A 21,392-nucleotide genomic window follows, 5' to 3' on the forward strand; every position below is an offset into this window, starting at 1 on the left:
CCGGTGATTCTTGGGAATTGTGCCCCACCCGGGGGCCTCTCGCCCGCTCCGAGCGCCCCGCGGGAGAGTGATTGAACCGTCATCACATTGACGTAAAGACAGTTGAAGGCACTTCCACGGCGGAGCAGAGACGGAGACGGAGACAGAGACAGCGACAGCGACGACATTCGCGGCGGCTACGCCAGCAGGTCGGGCTCCGCACGGCTGATCCTGCGCCACAGCGGCTGGTAGTTGATCCACGCGGCGAGGTCGGTGCCGAGCTGTTCCCGGGTGGCGACCGCGTCCCGGTGCCCGATGGGCACCGGCTTGCCCGCCGCCCGAGCGGTCAGCTGCACCTGGGCGCACCGTTCCATCGCGATGAACCACCAGGCGGCCGCGTCGACGGAGGACCCGACGGTCAGCAGCCCGTGGTTGCGCAGCACGATCGCCTTGTACGGGCCGAGGGCCATGGCGATCCGTCGCCCTTCCTCCCGGTCGACGGCGACCCCGGTGTACGCGTCGTAGAGCGCGTGGTCCTCGTAGAAACCGCAGGCTTCCTGGGTGATCGGCTCGATCAGCTCGCCGAGGGCCGCGAGCGCCCGCCCGTGGGTGGAGTGGCTGTGCGCGACGGCGACCACGTCGGGCCGGGCCCGGTGCACCTCGGCGTGGACGGCGAAGGCGGCCTGGTTGACGAAGCAGCCGCCCCGTACGACCTGTCCGTCCCCGTTGACCAGGAGGAGATCGCTCGCGGTCAGTTCGTCGAAGGGCGCGCCGAAGGGGTTCACCCAGAAACAGTCCGCGTACGCCGGGTCCCGGGCGGTGACATGCCCGGCGACGCCCTCCTCGTACCCGAACCGCCCGAAGAGCCTGAGCGCGCCGGCGAGTCTCTGCTTGCGGTACGTCCGCTCGTCCTCGACGGTCTCGTGGACGGGAGGCATCGCCACGTGCAGCCGGTCCGCCGGGACGGGGACGGGTGCCGGGTCGGGGACAGAGTCGGCGGCAGCTATCTCGCTCATGCGCGGGAAGGTAACGCCGGGCCGTACAACTGGCCAGAGAGATCACACGACGGAACGACGAAACCGCCGCCCCCGGATGGTGGGGGCGGCGGTTTCACCGTCGTACGGGTCGTACGGGTCCCAAGGGCCATACGGTCCGCACGGGTCGTGCGGGAGGGGTCACTCCCACTCGATGGTGCCCGGCGGCTTGCTCGTCACGTCGAGCACCACGCGGTTCACGTCGGCGACCTCGTTGGTGATCCGGGTCGAGATCTTCGCGAGGACGTCGTACGGCATCCGCGTCCAGTCCGCCGTCATGGCGTCCTCGGAGGAGACGGGGCGCAGGACGATCGGGTGGCCGTAGGTGCGGCCGTCGCCCTGCACACCCACCGAGCGCACGTCGGCGAGCAGCACGACGGGGCACTGCCAGATCTCGCGGTCGAGACCGGCGGCCGTCAGCTCCTCGCGGGCGATGGCGTCGGCCTCGCGCAGCAGGTCCAGGCGCTCCTTGGTGACCTCGCCGACGATGCGGATGCCGAGGCCGGGGCCCGGGAAGGGCTGGCGCTGGACGATCTCCTCGGGCAGGCCGAGCTCCTGGCCGACCATGCGGACCTCGTCCTTGAACAGCTGGCGCAGCGGCTCGACGAGCTCGAACTCCAGGTCCTCGGGGAGGCCGCCCACGTTGTGGTGCGACTTGATGTTCGCGGTACCGGTGCCGCCGCCGGACTCGACGATGTCCGGGTAGAGCGTGCCCTGGACGAGGAAGGCGACGTCCTCGCCGGCGCCCGCCGACTCGGCGACGATCTCGGCCTGGGCCTGCTCGAAGACGCGGATGAACTCGCGGCCGATGATCTTCCGCTTCTCCTCGGGGTCGGAGACCCCGGCGAGCGCGGTGAGGAATCGCTCCTGCGCGTCGACGACCTTCAGCTGGACGCCGGTCGCCGCGACGAAGTCCTTCTCGACCTGCTCGGTCTCGTTCTTGCGCATCAGACCGTGGTCGACGTACACGCAGGTCAGCTGCGAGCCGATGGCCTTCTGCACCAGCGCGGCGGCCACGGCCGAGTCGACGCCGCCGGACAGACCGCAGATGGCGCGCTTGGTGCCGACCTGCTCGCGGATGGCCGCGACCTGCTCGTCGATGACGTTGCCGGTGGTCCAGGTGGGCTCGATGCCGGCGCCCCGGTAGAGGAAGTGCTCCAGAATCTGCTGGCCGTGCGTGGAGTGCAGCACCTCGGGGTGGTACTGGACGCCGTACAGCTTCTTCTCGTCGTTCTCGAAGGCGGCGACCGGCACGACGTCCGTGGACGCGGTGACGGCGAAGCCCTCGGGGGCGGCGGAGCAGGCGTCGCCGTGGGACATCCACACGGACTGCTCGGTCGGGGTGCCCTCGAAGAGGGTCGATCCGGCCTTGGAGACGTGCAGCGGAGTGCGGCCGTACTCACGGGCGCCCGTGTTGTCGACGGTGCCACCGAGGGTGGTCGCCATCAGCTGGAAGCCGTAGCACATGCCGAAGACGGGGACACCGGCCTCGAAGAGCGCACGGTCGAGGCGGGGGGCGCCCTCCGCGTACACGGAGGACGGGCCGCCGGAGAGGATGATCGCCTTCGGGTTCTTGGCCAGCATCTCGGCCACCGGCATGGTGGACGGGACGATCTCGCTGTAGACCCGCGCCTCACGGACGCGTCGGGCGATGAGCTGGGCGTACTGGGCGCCGAAGTCGACAACGAGGACTACGTCCGGGTTGGTGACGTCGGGCGCGGCAGCGGGAGTCGCTGATGACACTACGGCGGCCTTCCGGCGGTAGGGAGGGGGTCCCCCGAAGGGGGGCTATTTGTCGATTCTACCGGCGCGCCGGGGTCGCTCTTCGTCTCACCATCCGAACCCGGTTTGTCCCCGCCCTCGGGAGGGGGTCCATACTGTCGCCATGCGCAAGCTCCCGACCTTCGTCTTTACCTATGGCACCGGCCCGTCCGGCTGCCATGGTCGTGCTGCTTGAGCAACTGACAAGCGACTTCCCAGGCGCCCCGGGCCGACAAGGCCCGGGGCGCTTCGTGGTTTCCGGGCCATGTCGCTCCGGGGCGTCCGACACCATCAGCTGAAGGAGCCCCACCATGACCGCGAACACCGCTGAGAAGACCGGCGCCCGCACCGACGAGGCCGCCGCGCTCATCGGCGACGCCCGCGAGCGCATCGACGCCCTCGACGACCGGATCATCGGCCTGATCCAGGAACGGATGGCCGTCTCGGCCGTGATCCAGGAGGCCCGGATCGGCTCCGGCGGTCGCCGCGTGAACCTCGCGCGCGAGATGGAGGTCCTGGGCCACTACCGGGACGCGCTGGGCAAGCCGGGCACCTCGCTGGCGATGACCGTCCTGGAGCTGTGCCGGGGCCGGGTCTGACCCGCACGGGTCCTCGCGCGGTACCCGGGGACCGACCCGCCAAGGTCCCACGCGCCGGGACCGGACTCATTGCCCGGACCCCGGCCAGGATCCGATCTGCCCGGACCCGGCCCAGGTCCGACCCGCACGGCCCAGGTCCGACCCGCACGGCCGCCTCACCTGCCGGGGCGGGGGTACGGACCTGAGTTCGGGCCCCCTCTCACCCGTACGGCGCGTGACCGGCTCCCGTACCCCTTCGTTGGTCGGGGTGTCCGTGCCAGCCAGGGGCGGGCCCGAAAAAACCACGCGTGGCTTCGCTGGGGCGTGTGACGTACCGCAAGTACGTCGTGGGACCTCGCCCCAGCGCGCGTGACCGGACGGCAGGGGACAGCAGCCCGGTCACCGAGAAAAGGCGGTCGGCCCCCGGGGACGCCCGGGGCCGACCGCAACCGGTCCAGACGGATGCGCCGGCACCGTCCAGCACGATGCGAGACAACCCACACCCGCTCCCCGTCCCTCCCTCAACACCCCACGCGGCGCAAACCCCCGGCGCCGCTCCCTTCGGCACCGCCGCTGCCCTGACACCGGTGCCGACCGCCAAGGGCCCCGCACCGCGACCGGAATCGCGCCACGGGGCCCTTGTGCACGGGTGCGGTCAGCCCTGGCGAGCCGCGGCGCGGCGCCGCGTCACCAGCACGAACGCCCCACCGGCCACCAGGGCCGCGGTCGCGGCGGCGCCGGTCAGCAGCACCGTGGAGCCGGTCGAGGCCAGTCCGCCTCGGCGGCGGTACCGCCGCCGTTCGCGGAGCCGCCGCCCGTCGAGGAGCCCGCGGAAGCGGCGGAGCCCGAGGTGATCTTGATGTCTCCGGTGGCACCGCGCTCAAGCCACCGCCTTCGCCTCGAAGCGGACATCGGCGACGCCGGTGAGCGCGGAGAGGTCGAAGGTGTAGGTCACGGCCGTGGAAGCCACCGTTCTCCTCGTCCTCGGACGAGTTGGCGACGTCGATGTCGACGGTGGCCGACCTCGGCGGGTCTGTGATGTGCCACGGGAGGGCGGCGGAGGTACAGACCACACACGTCATCGAAAGGTTGTACGCACCAGCGATGTGACGCGGAACACATCAGAAAGTCGCCGTCCGGCGTGCAACCAATCCCCCCTGTCGCAGGTCATGTATGCAGCACCACCCAGAAACTGGAGAGGCGCTGCACTCGGAGGGGGGTGCAGCGCCTCTTCCGTGTTCTGGCCCATGGGTCCGGTTTCCGGCCCACGGGTCCGGCGTTCCGGCCGACGGGCCGGTCGGCTCCTGACTACGGCGTCTTCGACACCTTCGACACCCCGGACGTCATCGGGGTCTCGGACGTCATCGGGCTCCCAGACGTCTTCGTCACCTCGGGCGCCTTCGTCACCTCCGACGTCTTCGGCGTCTGCGGCGGGATGGCCGGCATCCCCAGGAACGGCAGTTTCAGCGCGCCGAAAGCCTCAGCCGGGACCGTCGGGGACTTCGGGGCGACCGCCGCGAGCCGTACGTACTCCTCGCCCTGAGCCGGGCGCGGGTCCTCCTCGCCCTTGTTCGGCCAGAAGGACATCGCGCGCTCCGCCTGGGCCGTGATCGTCAGCGAGGGGTTGACGCCGAGATTGGCGGAGACCGCCGCTCCGTCGACGACCGAGATCCCCGGGTGCCCGTAGAGCCGGTGGTACGGGTCGATGACGCCGCTCTCCGCGTCCGCGCCGATCGGGCAGCCGCCCAGGAAGTGCGCGGTCAGCGGCGTGCCCATCAGCTCGCCGATGTTGGAACCGGCGAAGCCGTTGATCTCCTCGGCCAGCAGGGACGCCGCCCGGGTCGCCTCCGGGATCTGGTCGGGGTTGGGCGCGCCGTGCCCCTGGCGGGCCGTGAGCAGGCCCTTGCCGATGCCGCTGGGCTTGCGGAAGGTCGTCAGGGAGTTGTCCAGGGACTGCATGACGAGCCCGATGATGGTCCGCTCCGACCAGCGGCGGTTGGAGAGCGACCGGAGGGCGAGCATGGGGTGCTTCGCCATCTGGAGGAGCCAGTTCCGTACGCGGTGTGCGCCGTAGGGCACCTGGAGGACCGTCATGCCGCCCATGGCGTTGGAGCCCTTGCCGTAACGGACCGGCTCGATGTGGGTGTTCTCGTCCGGGTGGATCGAGGAGGTGATCGCCACGCCGCGGGTGAAGTCGACCTTCTGCGCGCCGTGCTTCTTGCGGTAGCGCCGGTCGGTGGTCTGCGAGCCGACCAGCGCCTCGGAGTTGGTGCGGGTCAGCTCCCCCAGCCGGGGCGAGATCCGGGGCAGCAGCCCGGAGTCCTTCATCCGGTGCAGCAGGGTCTGGGTCCCGTACGTACCGGCCGCGACGACGACCTGCCGGGCCGTGAACGTACGCCCCTTCCCCTTCTTCCTGTTGTCCGTGGGCAGCGTCCTGACCGCGTACCCGCCCCGCGAGTCCTCGGTGACGGCGACGACCGACGTCATGGGGTGGACGACCGCGCCGGCCTTCTCGGCGAGGTAGAGGTAGTTCTCGTTGAGGGTGTTCTTGGCGCCGTGACGGCAGCCCGTCATGCACTCGCCGCACTCGGTGCACGCCTTTCGCGACGGCCCCACGCCACCGAAGTACGGGTCGGCGACCTCCGTGCCGGGCTTCACCTTCGCCGTACCGACCCCGTCCCCGCCGACGGCGTCCCGTCCGTCTCCGAAGAACACACCGACCGGCGCCATGTGGAAGGTGTCGCCGATCCCCATGGCCTGGGCGGTCGCCTTCAGATGGACGTCGGACGGGGTCGTCGTCGGGTTGAGCCGGACGCCCAGCATCCGCTTGGCCTGGTCGTAGTACGGCGCCAGCTCCTCCTGCCAGTCCGTGATGTCCTTCCACTGCGCGTCGTCGAAGAACGGCGCGGGCGGTACGTAGAGGGTGTTGGCGTAGTTCAGCGAACCGCCGCCCACGCCCGCGCCGGCCAGCACCATGACGTTGCCGAGCAGGTGGATGCGCTGGATGCCGTAGAGACCGAGGGCGGGGGCCCAGAGGAAGTTCTTCAGGTCCCACGAGTTTCTGGGCAGATCGTCGCGCGTGAAACGACGGCCCGCCTCCAGGACGCCGACCCGGTAGCCCTTCTCGGTCAGGCGCAGGGCCGTGACCGAGCCACCGAAGCCGGAGCCGACGACGATGACGTCGTAGTCGTACGCCGCGTCCAGGGCGTCCTCGTCCTGGTTTCGGGCAGGGGGTACCGCGGTCATGGCTCTCCTCGTACGAAAAGGGGCGGAAGCGGGAACGGGCGGGGTGGGCGCCTGTGGCGTCAGCGCAGGCGCAGGGCCTTCATCGCCTTCAGGGACAGGCTCATGAACGCGGCGTACTTCTCGTCGTCCATCCCGAAGGACGGGGCGAGCGGGATCAGCCGCTGCTGGGCCACGGTCTGGGCCTCGGTGTACTTGAGGATGCCTTCGGAGCCGTGGCGCCGGCCGAGCCCGGAGTCCTTCATTCCGCCCATCGGCGCCTGGACGCTGCCGTACGCCGGCGCGTACCCCTCGTTGATGTTGACGGTGCCGGTGCGCAGGCGGGCGGCGACGGCGTGGCCGCGTCGCGAGTCCTTCGTCCAGACCGAGGAGTTGAGGCCGTACGGGGTGCCGTTGGCGAGCTCGATGACCTCGTCCTCGTCCTTGAACCGGTAGATCGAGACGACCGGGCCGAAGGTCTCCTCGCCGCAGACGGCCATCGGGGCCTCGACTCCGTCGAGGATCGTCGGCTCGTAGAAGAGCGGGCCGATGTCGGGGCGGGCGACACCGCCGGCGACGAGCTTGGCGCCCTTCGCGACGGCCTCCTCCACGTGGCGCGAGACGGTCTCCAGCTGCCGCTCGCCGACGAGGCAGCCCATGTCGGCGCCGTAGGAGAGGGAGTTGCCGAGGCGCATCGCCTTCGTACGGGCGGCGAAGCGGGCGACGAAGTCGTCGGCGATCGACTCGTGGACGTAGAGGCGCTCGATGGAGATGCAGAGCTGCCCGGCGGAGGAGAAGCAGGCGCGGACCGCGCCGGCGGCCGCCTTCTCGATGTCGGCGTCCTCGAGGACCAGCATGGCGTTCTTGCCGCCGAGCTCGAGGGTCACGCCGACGAGACGGGCGGCCGCGCCCTGGGCGACCTCGCGGCCGGTGCGGGTGGAGCCGGTGAAGGAGACGTAGTCGGCGTGCTTGACGACCTCGGGACCCACGACCGGTCCCTCGCCGATGACGACCTGGAAGACCTCGGCGGGCAGACCGGCCTCGACGAGCAGGTCACGGGCCCACAGCGCGGTGAGCGCGGTCTCGGTGTCCGGCTTCATGACGACCGCGTTGCCGGAGACGAAGGCGGGCAGCGCGTCGCCGACCGACAGCTCCAGGGGGTAGTTCCAGGGTGCGATCTGACCGACGACGCCTCGCGGCTGGCGGAGCTCCGTGACCTTGGTGAGGGTCGGTACGACGCCGGTGTGGCGCTTGGGCCGCAGGTAGGAGGGGGCCTTGCGGCCGTAGTGGCGGGCGGCGACGGCGACCGCCTGGACTTCCTCGTGGGCGTGCAGACGCGCCTTGCCGGTCTCCAGCTGGATGAGGTCGAGGACCTCCGCCTGGCGCTCGAGGACGAGGTCGTGGAAGCGGAGCAGCACGGCGGCGCGGGCGCGGACCGGCGTCGCGGCCCAGGCGCCCTGGGCGGCGCGGGCGCGGGCGAAGGCCTCGGCGACGTCCTCGGGGGTGGACTCGGGCAGCTCGGCGAGCTGCTCCCCGGTGAAGGGGGTGTGGTTGGCGGTGCGGCCGGAGCCGACGACCCCGCGCGTGAGCTGGGCGACCACCTCGGGCGTCACCACGTCGGCCGCGGTGCGGGCACCGGCGGGCGAGGGCGCGAGGGGGTTCGTACCGGTGGTGGTGGCCGCCGTGAGCGTGGTGGCGCGAGCCTGCGAGTCCGTCATGAGGGCGAGAGTAGGCCGCATTCCGGCCTTTGGGTACCCGTCGGTAACGCGTTTTCACCGGGTGCGCACAATCGTGCCAGCGATCACTGGCACATAAGCCCTGATCAGGGGCTTACGGTCGGGCGCGAGTGCGATTTCCCGGATTCCGCGTCTGCTCAGTCCGTCTGGTCGGTCCGTCTGCTCAGTCCGTCTGGTCGGTCCGTCTGCTCGCCCGGCTCGGTCCGCCTGCTCACCCGGCTCGGTCCGTCTGCTCGCCCGGCTCGGTCCGCCTGCTCACCCGGCTCGGTCCGCCTGCTCGCCCGGCTCAGTCCGTCTGCTCGCCCGGCGCCCGCCAGTGCCGCAGGACGATGTCGAACTGCTGTCGCGTGGTCTCCCAGCTCGATTCCGGCGAGGACATGTACAGGGCGTACTCGGTGCCGTCGTCCGTGAAGTACAGCTGGTCGATGGCGTGTCGCGGGCCCGGGAACTCCTGCTTCTCGTACCAGGTGAACTCCCACCGGGCGGAGCGGACCTGGTCGCGGTAGGTGTTCTGGTTGAGCTTGATCCGCTGGTACTGCATGCGCTTCTTGAGGGTCTTCTCCAGGTCCAGCACATGCACGTACGGGTTCTCGAAGTCCGGCGTGGGGTCGATGCTGATCCGGATCCGGTGGCGGCCGTTGTCCGGCGTGTAGTCGATGTTGTCGCCGTCGGCCTGCCGCTTCCAGCCGTCGGGGACGAGGAGGCTGAAGCCCTCGGGGTCGTGGACGCGGTGCCAGCCCGCCGGGACGGTGTCCTGGGCGGGCTTCGTCACCACGGGGCCGGTGCTCTGGCCGGCGGTCCCGCCTCCGCCTCCGAACCCGCCGGAGTAGTTCATGGTGGCGAAGACCGCTCCACCGGCGACCAGCCCGGCGAGAACGGCCGCCAGGACCGCCGTACGCCACCGGCCACGGCCGCCCCTGCCGGCGGGGGTGCGCGGTTCGAGCGGTGCGGCGAGCATCGGGGTGGTGGGCGAGGGCGGCGCGGCCGACGGAGGGCCGGAGGGCGAGGCGGGCATGGCCGAGGGGCCGGGGGCCGTCGGGGTGGTGGGCGAGGCGGCGGTGGCCGACGGACCGCTGGTTCTGGCGTCCGTGGTCCTGGGGTCCACGGCCTCGGGCAGTCGGGCGGTCGCGGAGGTCAGTTCCTCCTGCCCCACACGCCGCGTCGGTACGTACGCCTGCGCCGCGCGCGGCGTACGGCCCTCCATGGCATCGAGCAGCATCCGCTCGGCCTCGTCCGCGCGCGGCCGGTCCGCCGCCTCCTTGCGGAGGAGCGCGACGATGACGGGGGCCAGCGGCCCTGCCTTGGCCGGGTGCGGGGGCTCCTCGGTCACCACGGCCTGCATGGTGCTGATCGGCGAGGTCCGCCGGAACGGTGAGGTGCCCTCCACCGCCGTGTACAGCGTCGCGCCCAGCGACCAGAGGTCCGAAGCCGGGCCGGGATCCCCGCCCCGTACCCGCTCGGGCGCCAGATAGTCGATGGAACCGACGAGTTCGCCGGTCCGGGTGATCGTCGAGTCACCTTCGATCGCGGCGATCCCGAAGTCGGTGATGAGGACCCGCCCGTCACGGGCGAGCAGCACGTTGCCGGGCTTGACGTCCCGGTGCAGGACGCCGGCGGCGTGCGCGGCGCGCAGGGCTCCGAGGACGTGCAGACCGATCCTCGCAGCCTCGCGCGGCTCGATCGTGCCCACCTCCTTCGCGGCGTCCGCGAGCGAGGGCCCGTCGACGTACTGCATCACGATCCACGGCCGGTCGTCGTGCTCCAGCACGTCGTGCACCGTGACCACACCCGGGTGCGTGATCCGGGCCGCGGCCCGGGCCTCCTTCTGTGTACGGGCATGGAGAACCAGCCGGTCGGCCTCACCCACGAATCGACCCGCGGTCAACTCCTTGACGGCCACCACCCGGTGCAGCACCTCGTCGTGCGCCCGCCAGACCTTGCCCATGCCGCCGCGGCCGATGCTCTCGGCCAGCCGGTAACGACCGGCGAGCAGCAGCCCCGCCCCCGTGTCAGCGCTCTGCGAATGTTCCACTGTCCCCCGCCTGTTCCTTCTGAGCCCAGGTTACGGAGGGAGAGACGGGGGACGGAACCTCGGGGCGGGCAAAGGAACAGCACTGTGACCAGCCCGTCCCGACCCGTCGCTTTTCGGCCATGCGCGAGGGGGCCTTCCGGGGCGCGGGCGGCGGCTTCCGGCTCCGCCTCAGCGGGTCACCCGGTACGCCTTCACGGCCTGGTCGTAGATCTCCGACACCTTGTCACGTTCGCTCTCCGGGCCGATGACCTGCACCACGTGGTAGCGCCCACCGTCGATCAGGGCGAGGTTGCGTACGAAGACCTCACGACCGGTGGTGTCCTGCCATGTGAACTGACCCACTGCCATGGCCTGCTGCCCCACATCGATCCGGCGCAGCCCCGAGGCGCTGGACCAGGAGGAATCCCGCCACGGCTGGAGCTCGCGCTCCTTGGTCCGCTGATACGCCATCGGATCGCCGCCGTTGGCCTGAACCGTGTCCCGGCCGGGGACGACGATGAGCGTGAAGTCGCCGCCGGTGTATCGCACTTGTCCGGCATCGTTGATCGGGCTGCGCCGCCAGTCCTTGGCGACTCCGACCTGGAAGCCCTCCGGGTCCTTGCGCAAGGTGTACCCGGCGGCCAGGGCGGGTGCGCCGGGATCGACGGCCGGCGGGGTCGTCTTCGCGGCACTCGGCTCGGAGCTGGGCGCGGGGGGCGGGGCGGACGTGCCGGTGGGCTGCCCCGAGGGGCGCACGGTGGGGCGGCCGGCGGGCTGTTCGCCTCCCGCGCCCTCCTTGGGCATGAACATCGCGGCGTACGCGACGGCTCCCGCGAGCAGCAACAGGATCAGGAGCAGAAGCATGCAGCCGAGGGAGCGCGGCGAGCGGGCCCCACCGGTGGTGCGCGACCCGCGGCGGGCACGGGGCGCACGCGGGGCGCGCTGGGGAAGCTCCTCGTGGAAATGCTCCTGACGGAACTCCTGTCGGTACTCCTGACGGGCGTCACGGCGACCGCCACGGCGATCGTCATGGTGCGCGCCAGCGCGGTCGTCGCGGTGTGCGTCAGCGCGGTCGTCGCGGTGTGCGTCACGACGGTCCGGCCGGAGGGCTCGGGGCTCCTTGCCCTTCCTGTGGCGATGCCGGCCACCGGCCGCTCCCCCGCGGCGCCTGCGCACCAGTTCACCGCGCCGGCGTACGACGGGCAGCCGGGTCGCGTCCATGGAGGGCAGCGGGACGATCCCCACGCCGGCCTCGGGCTCGGGGGCGGACCGGACGAGCGAGCGCAGCCAGCCGCGCAGCTCCTCGAAGTCGGGCCGTTCGGTGGGGTCCTGGCGCAGCAGGGACTCGACGACCGGCCGCAGCGGGCCGCACTCCTCGGCGAAGGCCGGGGGCTCGGCGCAGACGAGCTGGACGAGCTCGGCGGCGTTGTCCTCGGGGTAGGGGGCGTGGCCCTGGACGGCGCGGTAGAGCAGCGCGCCGAGCGCCCAGAGGTCGGTGGCGGGGCCGATGGGCGGGGCGAGCCGCCAGTTCTCGTGGACCGGTCCGGCCTGTTCGGGTGCCCAGCGTTCCGTGACGGCCCCGACGACCGCGATCCGCGCCTGGCGGGCCCGCTCGCCCGCGAGGCGGGTTGCCGGTCCGCGGTAGACGTTCGCGGGGACGCTTCCTTCCGTGGCGTCGTCCCAGCCTCCGGCGGCGCGTCCACGCTCGGTCTCGCGGGCGGGCGGCGGGGTGGGCGCGGGGGCGTAGCCGGCCGGGAGCGCGGGAAGGGCGGGGCCGGGACCGGTGCTCCGGCTGTGTCCTGAGCCGCCACCGGCCGGGATGGGGCCGGAGCTGTCACGCGAGGCGTGGGGGCCGTCGCTCCAGCTTCCGGCGAGCAACGCACGGGGCGGCCCGCCGTCCTGGCTCCCGTGCCCCTTCCGGTACTCGGTCGGGTACTCGTCGTCGACGTCGTCCTCGTCCTCGTCGTCGGCCGCCTGCGACCACCACTGCGGCTCCGGCCCGAGACCCTGCGCGGGCGTGGGCAGCGGGGGGCGCGGGAGGGAGCGGCCCGGCGCGAACTCGGGTGAGGAGTCGGGCGAGGGGTCCGGTGCGGAGTCGGGGTCGGCGTCGGGGTCGGCGTCGGGATCGGCGTCGAAGTCGGGGTCGACGTCGAAGTCGGGGTCGGCAGCGGAGCCCGGTGTGGAGTTCGGGTCGGAGTACAGGCCGAAATGCGGGTCGAAGTGCGGGCCGGATGCGGCTTCTGGGTCGGTCTCGGGGCCGGTCTCGGAGGTTGGGCGCTGCACCGGTACGGCCCCGGGGTCACCGACCCGTGCCGCGGCGCGCGCGCCCGCCCGGTAGGCGGCGATGGCGCCCGCACGGGCGGCTCGTGCGTCCGCCGCCGGACCTCCCGCCGACCGCTCGAACGCGGCCCGCGCGCCTGGGGTACCCAGGTCATCGGCCTCCCCCGGCAGTTCGGGTCGGGCGGCCGCCTCGATCTCCGTACGCCCGCGCGCTCCGGGCACACTGGGCCCCGGCACGTCCGGGCCCTGCTCGAGCCGGTCCCCGGCCTCCGACCCGGGCTCAGGTCCGGGCTCAGGTCCGGGCTCAGGTCCGGGCTCATCCTCGGCGAACGGCACCGGGGCGTACCCGCACAGGGCCTCCTCCGCCGCGCCCGCCGCGAGGCCGGTCAACAGCACGCGACCGTCGTCGCAGACGAGTACGGTCCGGGGCGTGATGTTCCGGTGGGTCCAGCCGTGCGCGTGCAGGGCGCGCAGGGCGGTCAGGACGTCGGAGCCGATCTCGGCCGCGCGGTACGGGCTGAGCGGACGCTCGGCGAGGAGGGCGGACAGCGGCCTCGCCTCGACCAGTTCACTCACTATCCACAGCGAACCGGCCTCCGCGAACACGTCGAAGACCTGGTCGAGGCGTGGGTGGTCCGGGATCTGCGCGGCGGCCTGCGCCGCCTCGACGGCACGCCGCACGGCGGGGTCGGCCGGCCTGCGCATCGCACCGCCCCGGCCGTGGTCCGGCCGGTAACCGGATCCGTCGGCGTCGACGAACTCGGCCTCGACCACCTCGGGCAACGGCACTTGGCGTACGCGTACTTCCTGACCGCTGTACGTGTCGAAGGCTCGCGTCTCCACGAGTTCGTGCACGTCGTCCGAGGGAGGCAGGGGCAGGCGATAGCGGTCGGCGAGCACCCTTCCCGCGTAATCGTCCACGACGCCTCCCCACCGAGCGCGCTGTCCCCCGAGTCCTACCCGGTCCCACCGATCTCATGGATCGCGCGAAACCGTCAATTCCGCTCCGGACCTGTCCACTTAACGGCCGTTTCGGCCGCGTACGGTCCGCGACGTCTCACGATACGTGGCGCGGGTCAGTCCTTGGGGCTGAACGTGGCGAACGCCGTCTCGCGCAGCGTCTTGCACGCGGGAGCGTCCCACTCGTCCGCCTTGCAGCTGATCATGATCGAATAGCCGTGCTTGGCGTCCACCTTGAAGCCCCGGTTCAGTATCCGGATCCGCATGCCCTTCTCGGTCCGCTCGAACTCCCAGTCCGCGACGGTCGGATATCCCTTGTACGAGACGGGCTTGATGGCGATGTGCCGGTAGCCGTTGCTGGTGGCGGAGACGCCGGCCACGGCCGCGGCCCACGCACTGGCGGCGTCGTCCTTGGGGCTGCTGTTGAAGTCGACCTGGACGCGCGGGTAGCCGCCGTCGGCGTTGAATATCCCGCCCGAGTTCCGGCCGGCGATGCCGTTGAGCCGGAAGGAGGCCGGCATCGCCATGGTGAAGTGGAACCGGTCGTTGGTCACCATCGCGTAGCCGGCCGGCAGTTGCGTGCCGCCCGCCCCGGGCCCGTCGGTGCCCGGCTTCCCGGAGGGCGTACCACTCTGCTCTCCGGAACCCGACCCCGAACCGGAACCGGAACCGCCGGGCTGCTCACTGCCCTGCTGGCCGGGGTTGCTCGGCGACGTGCCCTGGTCCTGGCCGCCGCTGTCGCCGGCCGTGGCACCGGCCGACGTCACCGTGTCCCCGCCGCCCTTGTTGCCGCCCTTGGCGTTCGTGCCGTCCCCGCCGCCGCTCAGCGCGACAGCCAGGATCGTGCCGAGGAGGGCCACGACGACGACCGCGGCGATGATCACCAGGGTCCGGCGCGGCACGACGTCGGTGAGCGACGCCCGCGGCTGCGCCGGCCGGTTCCCGCCCAGCAGCGGATCCGGCTTCGGCTTCTGCTCGGGCTTGGCCGCGGCGGCCGCGTTCCGTACGGACTTCAGCGCCCCGCGCACGCGCTCGGCGGCCACGTCGGTCGCCCTCTCCTTCGGAGAGGAGGGAGAGGGGGCGAACGGCGGCGTGGGCGGAACCGGCGGCAGCGGCACCACCCGGGTGGCCTCCGGCGACGGCTCGGGCTCGAACACCGGGGCGGGTGCGTCGAGCACCGCCCGGAGGAGCGCCCGCGCGCCCGCGTCGTCGAGCCGCTGAGCGGGGTCCTTGGCGAGCAGGCCGTAGATGACCTTCTCCAGAAGGGGCCCCGCGTTCTTCGGCGGGTCGACGGGCTCGGTCATCACGGCGGTGAGCGTCGCGATCGCGGAACCCTTGTCGTACGGCGGGCTGCCCTCGACGCTCGCGTAGAGCAGTCCGCCCAGCGACCACATGTCGGCGGCGGGGCCGGGCTTGTGGCCACGGGCACGCTCGGGGGAGATGTACGAAGGTGCGCCGACGAGCATGCCGGTGGAGGTGATCGAGGGGTCGCCCTCCACCTGGGCGATGCCGAAGTCGGTGAGGACGACCCGGCCGTCCTCGGCGATCAGCACGTTGGACGGCTTCACGTCGCGGTGCAGGATTCCCTCGCGGTGCGCGGAGCGCAGCACGTCGAGGATCGCGAGGCCGACCTCGGCGGCACGGTGCGGCGTGAGCGTGCCGTCCTCGCGCACGGCGTCGGCGAGGGACTTCCCCTCGACGAGCTCCATGACGATCCACGGGCGGTCGTCCTCGTCGACGACGTCGTAGACGGTCACGGCGCCGTTGTTGCGGATGCGGGCGATGGCCTTCGCCTCACGCAGGGTCCGGGTGATGAGGCGTCGCTTCTCGTCCTCGTCGATGCTGTTGGGGAAGCGCAGCTCCTTGACGGCGACGGTCCGGCCGAGGGTCTCGTCGACCGCCCGCCACACCGTGCCCATGCCGCCACGCCCGAGCACCCCGCCGAGCCGGTACCGGCCGGCGAGCAACCGCCCCTCGGCCGTCACCGCCGCACCCACGGAAGGCTTCACCCCTGACGGCTTCTCACCTCGGGGCGCCACGCCCCTGGCTGCCTCACCCTTGACCGCCACGTCCTTCGCCTCTGCCTTCGGCGCCACGTCCCTGGGCGCGGAATCCTCGGGCGCCACGTGCTTGGGCGCGGTGTCTCCGGATGCCGCGTCCTTGGCCATCCCGACCTTCGGGGCGACGTCCCTGGGCGCGGTGTCTCGGGGCGCCGCGTCCTTGGGCACGTCGCCTCCGGATGCCGCGTCCTTGGGGCCATCACCTCCGGGCACCGCGTCGCGGGGCGCCTCGGCCTCCGGCGCCATGCCCTTGGACGCCGCGTCCCCGGGCGCCTCTGCCTCGACCCCGGGCGCGGGCTCGCGCTGCGGGGCAGCCTCAGCTCCCCCCGCCGTGCCCTTGGCTCCGGTGGCATCGGCCGCCGTGGCCGATCCCTCACCGGACGACACGTCCGACTCCGCCTCACGAGCCGCTGGAACCACACCTCGGTCGCCGTCGGTTCCGGCACCCGCTGCGGCGTTCCGCCGAGGGTCCCGCGCCGTGTCCCGCGACTGCTCCGCCTCCGACATGCGTCCCCTCTGCGATCCCTGATCTCCGCCCGCGTCCGCCGCTTCCCGCGCGATGCGGTAACCCGCCCTGGAAGAGAGCTCATTGTCTCTCACCCGGGGACCGATGCCGATCCCGGGTCCGCACTCCGAGAGGACGGCCTCGGAGGAAAGCGCTCCCACCATGGCACCCGACGCCGAGGCACCCCTCTCGGGTTCCCCGTCCGTACGGCCAGGATGCCGTAACCCTCCCTTGCCGGGCCCTGCCCGCGAAGCACTTCTGTCGGCGCGTCAGATCGGAACGATGTCCGGCGCCCCGAGCCGGGCCGCGTCCGCCGTCAGGTCGTCCGGCTGCCGCTGGGACTCGCGCTCCGCCTCCACCCGCTTCTCGTAGTGCTCCACCTCCTTCTCGATCTGGTTCTCGTCCCAGCCCAGCACGGGCGCCATCAGCTCCGCGCACTCCCGGGCGCTGCGCGTCCCCCGGTCGAACGTCTCGATCGAGATCCGCGTACGCCGGGTCAGTACGTCGTCCAGATGCCGGGCTCCCTCGTGCGAGGCCGCGTAGACGATCTCGGCGCGCAGGTAGTCCTCCGCCCCCGTCAGCGGTTCCGCGAGACCTGGGTCGGCGGCGATCAGCTCCAGGATCTCCTCCGCCATCGCCCCGTACCGGTTGAGCAGATGCTCGACGCGCACGACATGGAGGCCGGTCCGCGCGGCGATCCTGGCCCGCGCGTTCCACAACGCCCTGTACCCCTCGGCGCCCATGAGCGGGACGTCCTCGGTGACGCACGCCGCGACCCGCTGGTCGAGCGCGTGCACGGCCGCGTCCACGGCGTCCTTGGCCATCACGCGGTAGGTGGTGTACTTGCCGCCGGCGACGACGACGAGACCGGGGACCGGGTGGGCGACGGTGTGCTCGCGCGAGAGCTTGCTCGTCGCGTCCGACTCGCCCGCCAGGAGCGGACGCAGCCCGGCGTACACCCCCTCGACGTCGTCCCTCGTGAGCGGCACCGCCAGAACGCTGTTCACATGCTCGAGGAGATAGTCGATGTCGGCGCTGGACGCGGCCGGGTGGGCCTTGTCCAGGTCCCAGTCGGTGTCCGTCGTGCCCACGATCCAGTGCCGCCCCCACGGGATCACGAACAGCACGGACTTCTCGGTCCGCAGGATCAGCCCGGTGTTCGAGTGAATCCGGTCCTTGGGCACCACCAGATGGATGCCCTTCGACGCCCGTACATGGAACTGCCCCCGCTCCCCGATGAGCGCCTGGGTGTCGTCCGTCCACACCCCGGTCGCGTTCACGATCTGCTTGGCCCGGATCTCGTACTCCCCGCCGCCTTCCACGTCCTGTACGCGCGCGCCGACGACCCGCTCGCCCTCGCGGAGGAAGCCGATCACCCGTGCGCGGTTGGCGACCTGCGCGCCGTAGCTCGCCGCGGTCCGCACCAGTGTGGCGACGAAGCGGGCGTCGTCCATCTGGGCGTCGTAGTACTGCAGCGCCCCGACCAGGGCGTCCTTCTTCAGGCAGGGTGCCACCCGCAGGGCGTTGCGCCGCGAGAGGTGCCGGTGGACCGGCAGACCCCGGCCGTGGCCCGACGACACCGACATCGCGTCGTACAGCGCGACGCCCGAGCCCGCGTAGAGACGCTCCCAGCCCTTGTGCTGCAGCGGATAGAGGAAGGGCACCGGCTTCACGAGGTGGGGGGCGAGCCGCCCCAGGAGCAGTCCGCGCTCCTTCAGCGCCTCCCGTACCAGCGCGAAGTCCAGCATCTCGAGATACCGCAGGCCGCCGTGGATGAGCTTGCTCGACCGGCTGGACGTGCCGGACGCCCAGTCCCGCGCCTCCACGAGGCCGGTGGACAGGCCTCGCGTGGCCGCGTCGAGGGCGGTCCCGGCGCCGACCACTCCGGCGCCCACGACCAGTACGTCCAGTTCGTGCTCGGCCATCGCCGCGAGCGCTTCGGCGCGCTCCGCGGGTCCCAGTGTCGCTGTCCTCACCGCTGCCTCCCGTCGTCCCCCGCGTGGTCGGGCTCACAGACTCGATTCTGTCCCGCCCCTCCGACTTCAGCCACCGCCTGTGGATAACACTCGGCGACCTTTGACCACCCAATGCGGCATATCGGTCATATTTACGCCTAGTCTGACATTGCGCTCGACCCGTTCTGTCCACCGGGCTTGCGCGTCTCGTCCCCTCCGGCTACTGGGAAGGACGGCCCACCTCCATGCCCGCTGATCTCGCCGTCATCGGCCTCGGCCACATCGGACTCCCCCTCGCCCAGGCCGCCATCGCCGCCGGCATCGACACCATCGGCTACGACACCGATCCACGCCCCGTCGCCGAACTCGCCGCCGGCCGCCCGCCCGTCGACGGCTCGCTCACCGCGTCGGAGATCCGCCGGATGCTCTCGGGGGGCTTCCGGCCCACCACCAACCCGGCGGAACTCGGTCGGGTCCGTACGGCCGTCATCTGCGCGCCGACGCCGCTCGGCCCCGACCGCACGCTCGACCTGACCGCCGTCACCGACGCCGCGCGCGCCCTGGCGGCCAAGCTGCGCCCGCACACGACGGTCCTGCTGGAGTCGCCCGCCCACCCCGGCACCACCGAAGGGGTGCTCCGCGACGTCCTGGAGGAGGGGTCGGGGCTCCGCGCGGGGCGCGACTTCCACCTCGCCTACTCCCCCGGCCGCCTCGACCCCGGGAACCGCGCGCACGGTTTCGCCGGCACCCCCAAGGTCATCGGTGGCCTCACTCCCGCCTGCACCGAGTCCGCCGCCGCCTTCTACGGCCGGCTCACCGACAAGGTGGTACGCGCGCGTGGCCCGCGCGAAGCCGAGACCGTCAAGCTTCTGGAGACGAACTTCCGGCACGTCAACATCGCGCTCGTGAACGAGATGGCGGTGCTGTGCCACGAACTCGGCGTCGACCTCTGGGACGTCATCCGCTGCGCGGAGACCAAGCCCTTCGGCTTCCAGGCATTCCGCCCCGGCCCGGGAGTGGGTGGCCACGGCGTCCCCGTCGACACCATCGGCCCCCACCGGCCGCTCCGCCTTGTCGAGCTGGCCGGCCAGGTCAACGAACGGATGCCCCAGTACGTCATCCAGCGCTGCGCGACCCTTCTCAACGAGCACGGCAAGTCCGCCCGAGGCGCCCGCGTCCTTCTGCTCGGCATCACGTACAAACCCGATCTCGCCGACCGCGAGAGCTCACCGGCCGACGAGATCGCCCGCCGCCTGATGGACCTGGGCGCGGTGATCAGTTACCACGACCCCTACGTACCGGACTGGCGCGTCCGCGATCTCCCGGTCCCCCGCGCGGACTCCCTCTACGAAGCTGCCGCGCACGCCGATCTGACGGTGCTTCTGCAGCACCACCGCACCTACGACCTGCAGGGCCTGGCGGTGAAGGCGCAACTCCTCCTGGACACCCGCGGCGCGACCCCCGCGGGCGCGGCCCATCGCCTCTGAAATATGGCGGGCCGGGTGTCGGAGCGGACTGCTAGTCTCCGGGCTCTTCGATCGCACACCCGTGCGTACGCGTCCCTGGGGGGATCAGCACCATGTCTCAGTCCGTTCCGCCGCCCGGCAACCCCTTCGCCGACGGCGCGGCGACCACCCCGTACCCGGCGGCCCCGACGCCCCCGCCGTCCCGCAACAACGTGGGGCTGGGTCTCGTCGCCGCCCTGGTGGCCGCCCTCGTCGCCGGGGGCGTCTACGGGGCCATCGCCGGAGCCGTCGAGCGCGAGATCGGCTGGGCCGCGATCGGCGTCGGCTTCCTCGTCGGCTTCGCCGCCGGCAAGGTCGGCGGCGGCCACCCGGTCCTGCCGGTCGTGAGCGCCGTGCTCTCCCTCGGCGCCGTGTACGGCGGCCAGCTCGTCGCCATCGCCATCATCGGTGGCAAGGAACTGGACGTCCCCGCCACGGAGATGTTCTTCGAGCACTTCGACCTGCTGACGCAGGCATGGAGCGAGGGCAAGGACTTCATGACGTTCGTGTTCTTCGCGATCGCCGCGTTCGCCGCGTTCTCCGGCTCCAAGAAGGCCGCCCAGTAGGAGGCCGTCGCACGCCGTCGGACCCGCCACATGCGAAGGGGCCCCGCACCATCCGGTGCGGGGCCCCTCTGCGTACGGACCGGCGGAACGTCAGCGCTTGTGCTCGGCGTCCGCGACCGTGACCTCGACGCGCTGGAACTCCTTGAGCTCGCTGTAGCCCGTCGTCGCCATCGCCCGGCGCAGGGCGCCGAAGAAGTTCATCGAGCCGTCCGGGGTGTGCGACGGGCCCGCCAGGATCTCCTCGGTGGTGCCGACGATGCCGAGGTCCACGAGCTTGCCGCGCGGCACGTCCTCGTGGACGGCCTCCATGCCCCAGTGGTGACCCTTGCCCGGCGCGTCCGTGGCGCGGGCCAGCGGGGAGCCGATCATGACCGAGTCCGCGCCGCACGCGATCGCCTTCGGCAGGTCGCCGGACCAGCCCACGCCGCCGTCGGCGATGACGTGCACGTACCGGCCGCCGGACTCGTCCATGTAGTCCCGGCGGGCCGCGGCCACGTCGGCGACCGCGGTCGCCATCGGAACCTGGATGCCCAGCACGTTGCGCGTGGTGTGCGCCGCGCCGCCGCCGAAGCCGACGAGGACACCCGCGGCGCCGGTGCGCATCAGGTGCAGCGCCGCGGTGTACGTGGCGCAGCCGCCGACGATGACCGGGACGTCGAGCTCGTAGATGAACTGCTTGAGGTTCAGCGGCTCGGCCGCGCCCGAGACGTGCTCGGCGGAGACCGTCGTGCCGCGGATGACGAAGATGTCCACGCCTGCGTCGACCACGGCCTTGGAGAACTGCGCGGTCCGCTGCGGGGAGAGTGCTGCGGCGGTGACCACGCCCGAGTCGCGCACCTCCTTGATGCGCTGCCCGATCAGCTCTTCCTTGATCGGGGCGGCGTAGATCTCCTGCAGACGGCGCGTCGCGGTCGCCTCGTCCATCTCCGCGATCTCGTCGAGCAGCGGCTGCGGGTCCTCGTACCGGGTCCACAGGCCCTCGAGGTTGAGGACGCCGAGACCGCCCAGCTCGCCGATGCGGATCGCGGTCTGCGGCGATACGACCGAGTCCATGGGAGCGGCCAGGAAGGGAAGCTCGAAGCGGTAGGCGTCGATCTGCCAGGCGATCGAGACCTCCTTCGGGTCCCGGGTGCGCCGGCTCGGTACGACGGCGATGTCGTCGAACGCGTACGCCCTGCGGCCGCGCTTGCCGCGCCCGATCTCGATCTCAGTCACGATGTGTGGCCTTTCCCTCTACGTC

General features: G+C 71.9%; 12 protein-coding genes. 3 read left to right on the top strand and 9 right to left on the bottom strand.

Annotation, left to right across the window (positions count from 1 at the left end; genetic code table 11):
• Positions 1-176: 176 nt before the first annotated feature.
• Together ACZ4VW_RS03535 and guaA are read right to left on the bottom strand one after the other, a co-directional pair.
• Positions 177-995: a class II aldolase/adducin family protein gene (locus tag ACZ4VW_RS03535; RefSeq protein ID WP_467957941.1), complete on the bottom strand. Its 819-nt coding sequence runs from the start codon at positions 993-995 to the stop codon at positions 177-179.
• Between the two features lie 159 nt (positions 996-1,154).
• On the bottom strand, positions 1,155-2,756 hold the full coding sequence (gene guaA / locus ACZ4VW_RS03540; protein WP_467957943.1) for a glutamine-hydrolyzing GMP synthase: 1,602 nt from the start codon (positions 2,754-2,756) through the stop codon (positions 1,155-1,157).
• A 329-nt stretch (positions 2,757-3,085) separates the two neighbouring features.
• Here guaA and ACZ4VW_RS03545 point away from each other — a divergent pair, with 329 nt between their 5' ends.
• Positions 3,086-3,373 (top strand): chorismate mutase, encoded by a 288-nt coding sequence (locus ACZ4VW_RS03545; protein WP_467957945.1) that lies wholly within the window; start codon positions 3,086-3,088, stop codon positions 3,371-3,373.
• A 1,287-nt stretch (positions 3,374-4,660) separates the two neighbouring features.
• Here the strand turns inward: ACZ4VW_RS03545 and ACZ4VW_RS03550 are convergent.
• The 6 genes from ACZ4VW_RS03550 to ACZ4VW_RS03575 form a co-directional block, all read right to left on the bottom strand.
• Complete coding sequence (locus ACZ4VW_RS03550; RefSeq protein ID WP_467957946.1) at positions 4,661-6,598, bottom strand: GMC family oxidoreductase N-terminal domain-containing protein; 1,938 nt, start codon at positions 6,596-6,598, stop codon at positions 4,661-4,663.
• A 59-nt stretch (positions 6,599-6,657) separates the two neighbouring features.
• Positions 6,658-8,292 (bottom strand): succinic semialdehyde dehydrogenase, encoded by a 1,635-nt coding sequence (locus tag ACZ4VW_RS03555; RefSeq protein ID WP_467957947.1) that lies wholly within the window; start codon positions 8,290-8,292, stop codon positions 6,658-6,660.
• A 304-nt stretch (positions 8,293-8,596) separates the two neighbouring features.
• Positions 8,597-10,342, bottom strand: coding sequence for a serine/threonine-protein kinase (locus ACZ4VW_RS03560; RefSeq protein ID WP_467957949.1), 1,746 nt, complete (start codon positions 10,340-10,342; stop codon positions 8,597-8,599).
• Positions 10,343-10,510: 168 nt separating this feature from the next.
• A complete protein-coding gene (locus ACZ4VW_RS03565) occupies positions 10,511-13,522 on the bottom strand; it encodes a protein kinase (protein ID WP_467957951.1) in 3,012 nt (1,003 codons plus the stop codon).
• Between the two features lie 155 nt (positions 13,523-13,677).
• Positions 13,678-16,008: a serine/threonine-protein kinase gene (locus ACZ4VW_RS03570; protein WP_467957952.1), complete on the bottom strand. Its 2,331-nt coding sequence runs from the start codon at positions 16,006-16,008 to the stop codon at positions 13,678-13,680.
• Between the two features lie 387 nt (positions 16,009-16,395).
• Positions 16,396-18,102: a glycerol-3-phosphate dehydrogenase/oxidase gene (locus ACZ4VW_RS03575; protein ID WP_467957954.1), complete on the bottom strand. Its 1,707-nt coding sequence runs from the start codon at positions 18,100-18,102 to the stop codon at positions 16,396-16,398.
• A 224-nt stretch (positions 18,103-18,326) separates the two neighbouring features.
• Here ACZ4VW_RS03575 and ACZ4VW_RS03580 point away from each other — a divergent pair, with 224 nt between their 5' ends.
• Positions 18,327-19,568 carry a nucleotide sugar dehydrogenase gene (locus ACZ4VW_RS03580; RefSeq protein WP_467957956.1) on the top strand — a complete coding sequence of 414 codons (1,242 nt, stop codon included), beginning with the start codon at positions 18,327-18,329 and terminating at the stop codon, positions 19,566-19,568.
• A gap of 92 nt (positions 19,569-19,660) precedes the next feature.
• Positions 19,661-20,152: a hypothetical protein gene (locus ACZ4VW_RS03585; protein WP_467957958.1), complete on the top strand. Its 492-nt coding sequence runs from the start codon at positions 19,661-19,663 to the stop codon at positions 20,150-20,152.
• A gap of 90 nt (positions 20,153-20,242) precedes the next feature.
• Here ACZ4VW_RS03585 and ACZ4VW_RS03590 read toward each other — a convergent pair whose 3' ends face one another.
• Complete coding sequence (locus tag ACZ4VW_RS03590; RefSeq protein WP_355105231.1) at positions 20,243-21,367, bottom strand: GuaB3 family IMP dehydrogenase-related protein; 1,125 nt, start codon at positions 21,365-21,367, stop codon at positions 20,243-20,245.
• Between the last annotated feature and the right edge of the window lie 25 nt (positions 21,368-21,392).

The sequence above is a fragment of the Streptomyces sp. NPDC029139 genome (assembly GCF_055564335.1).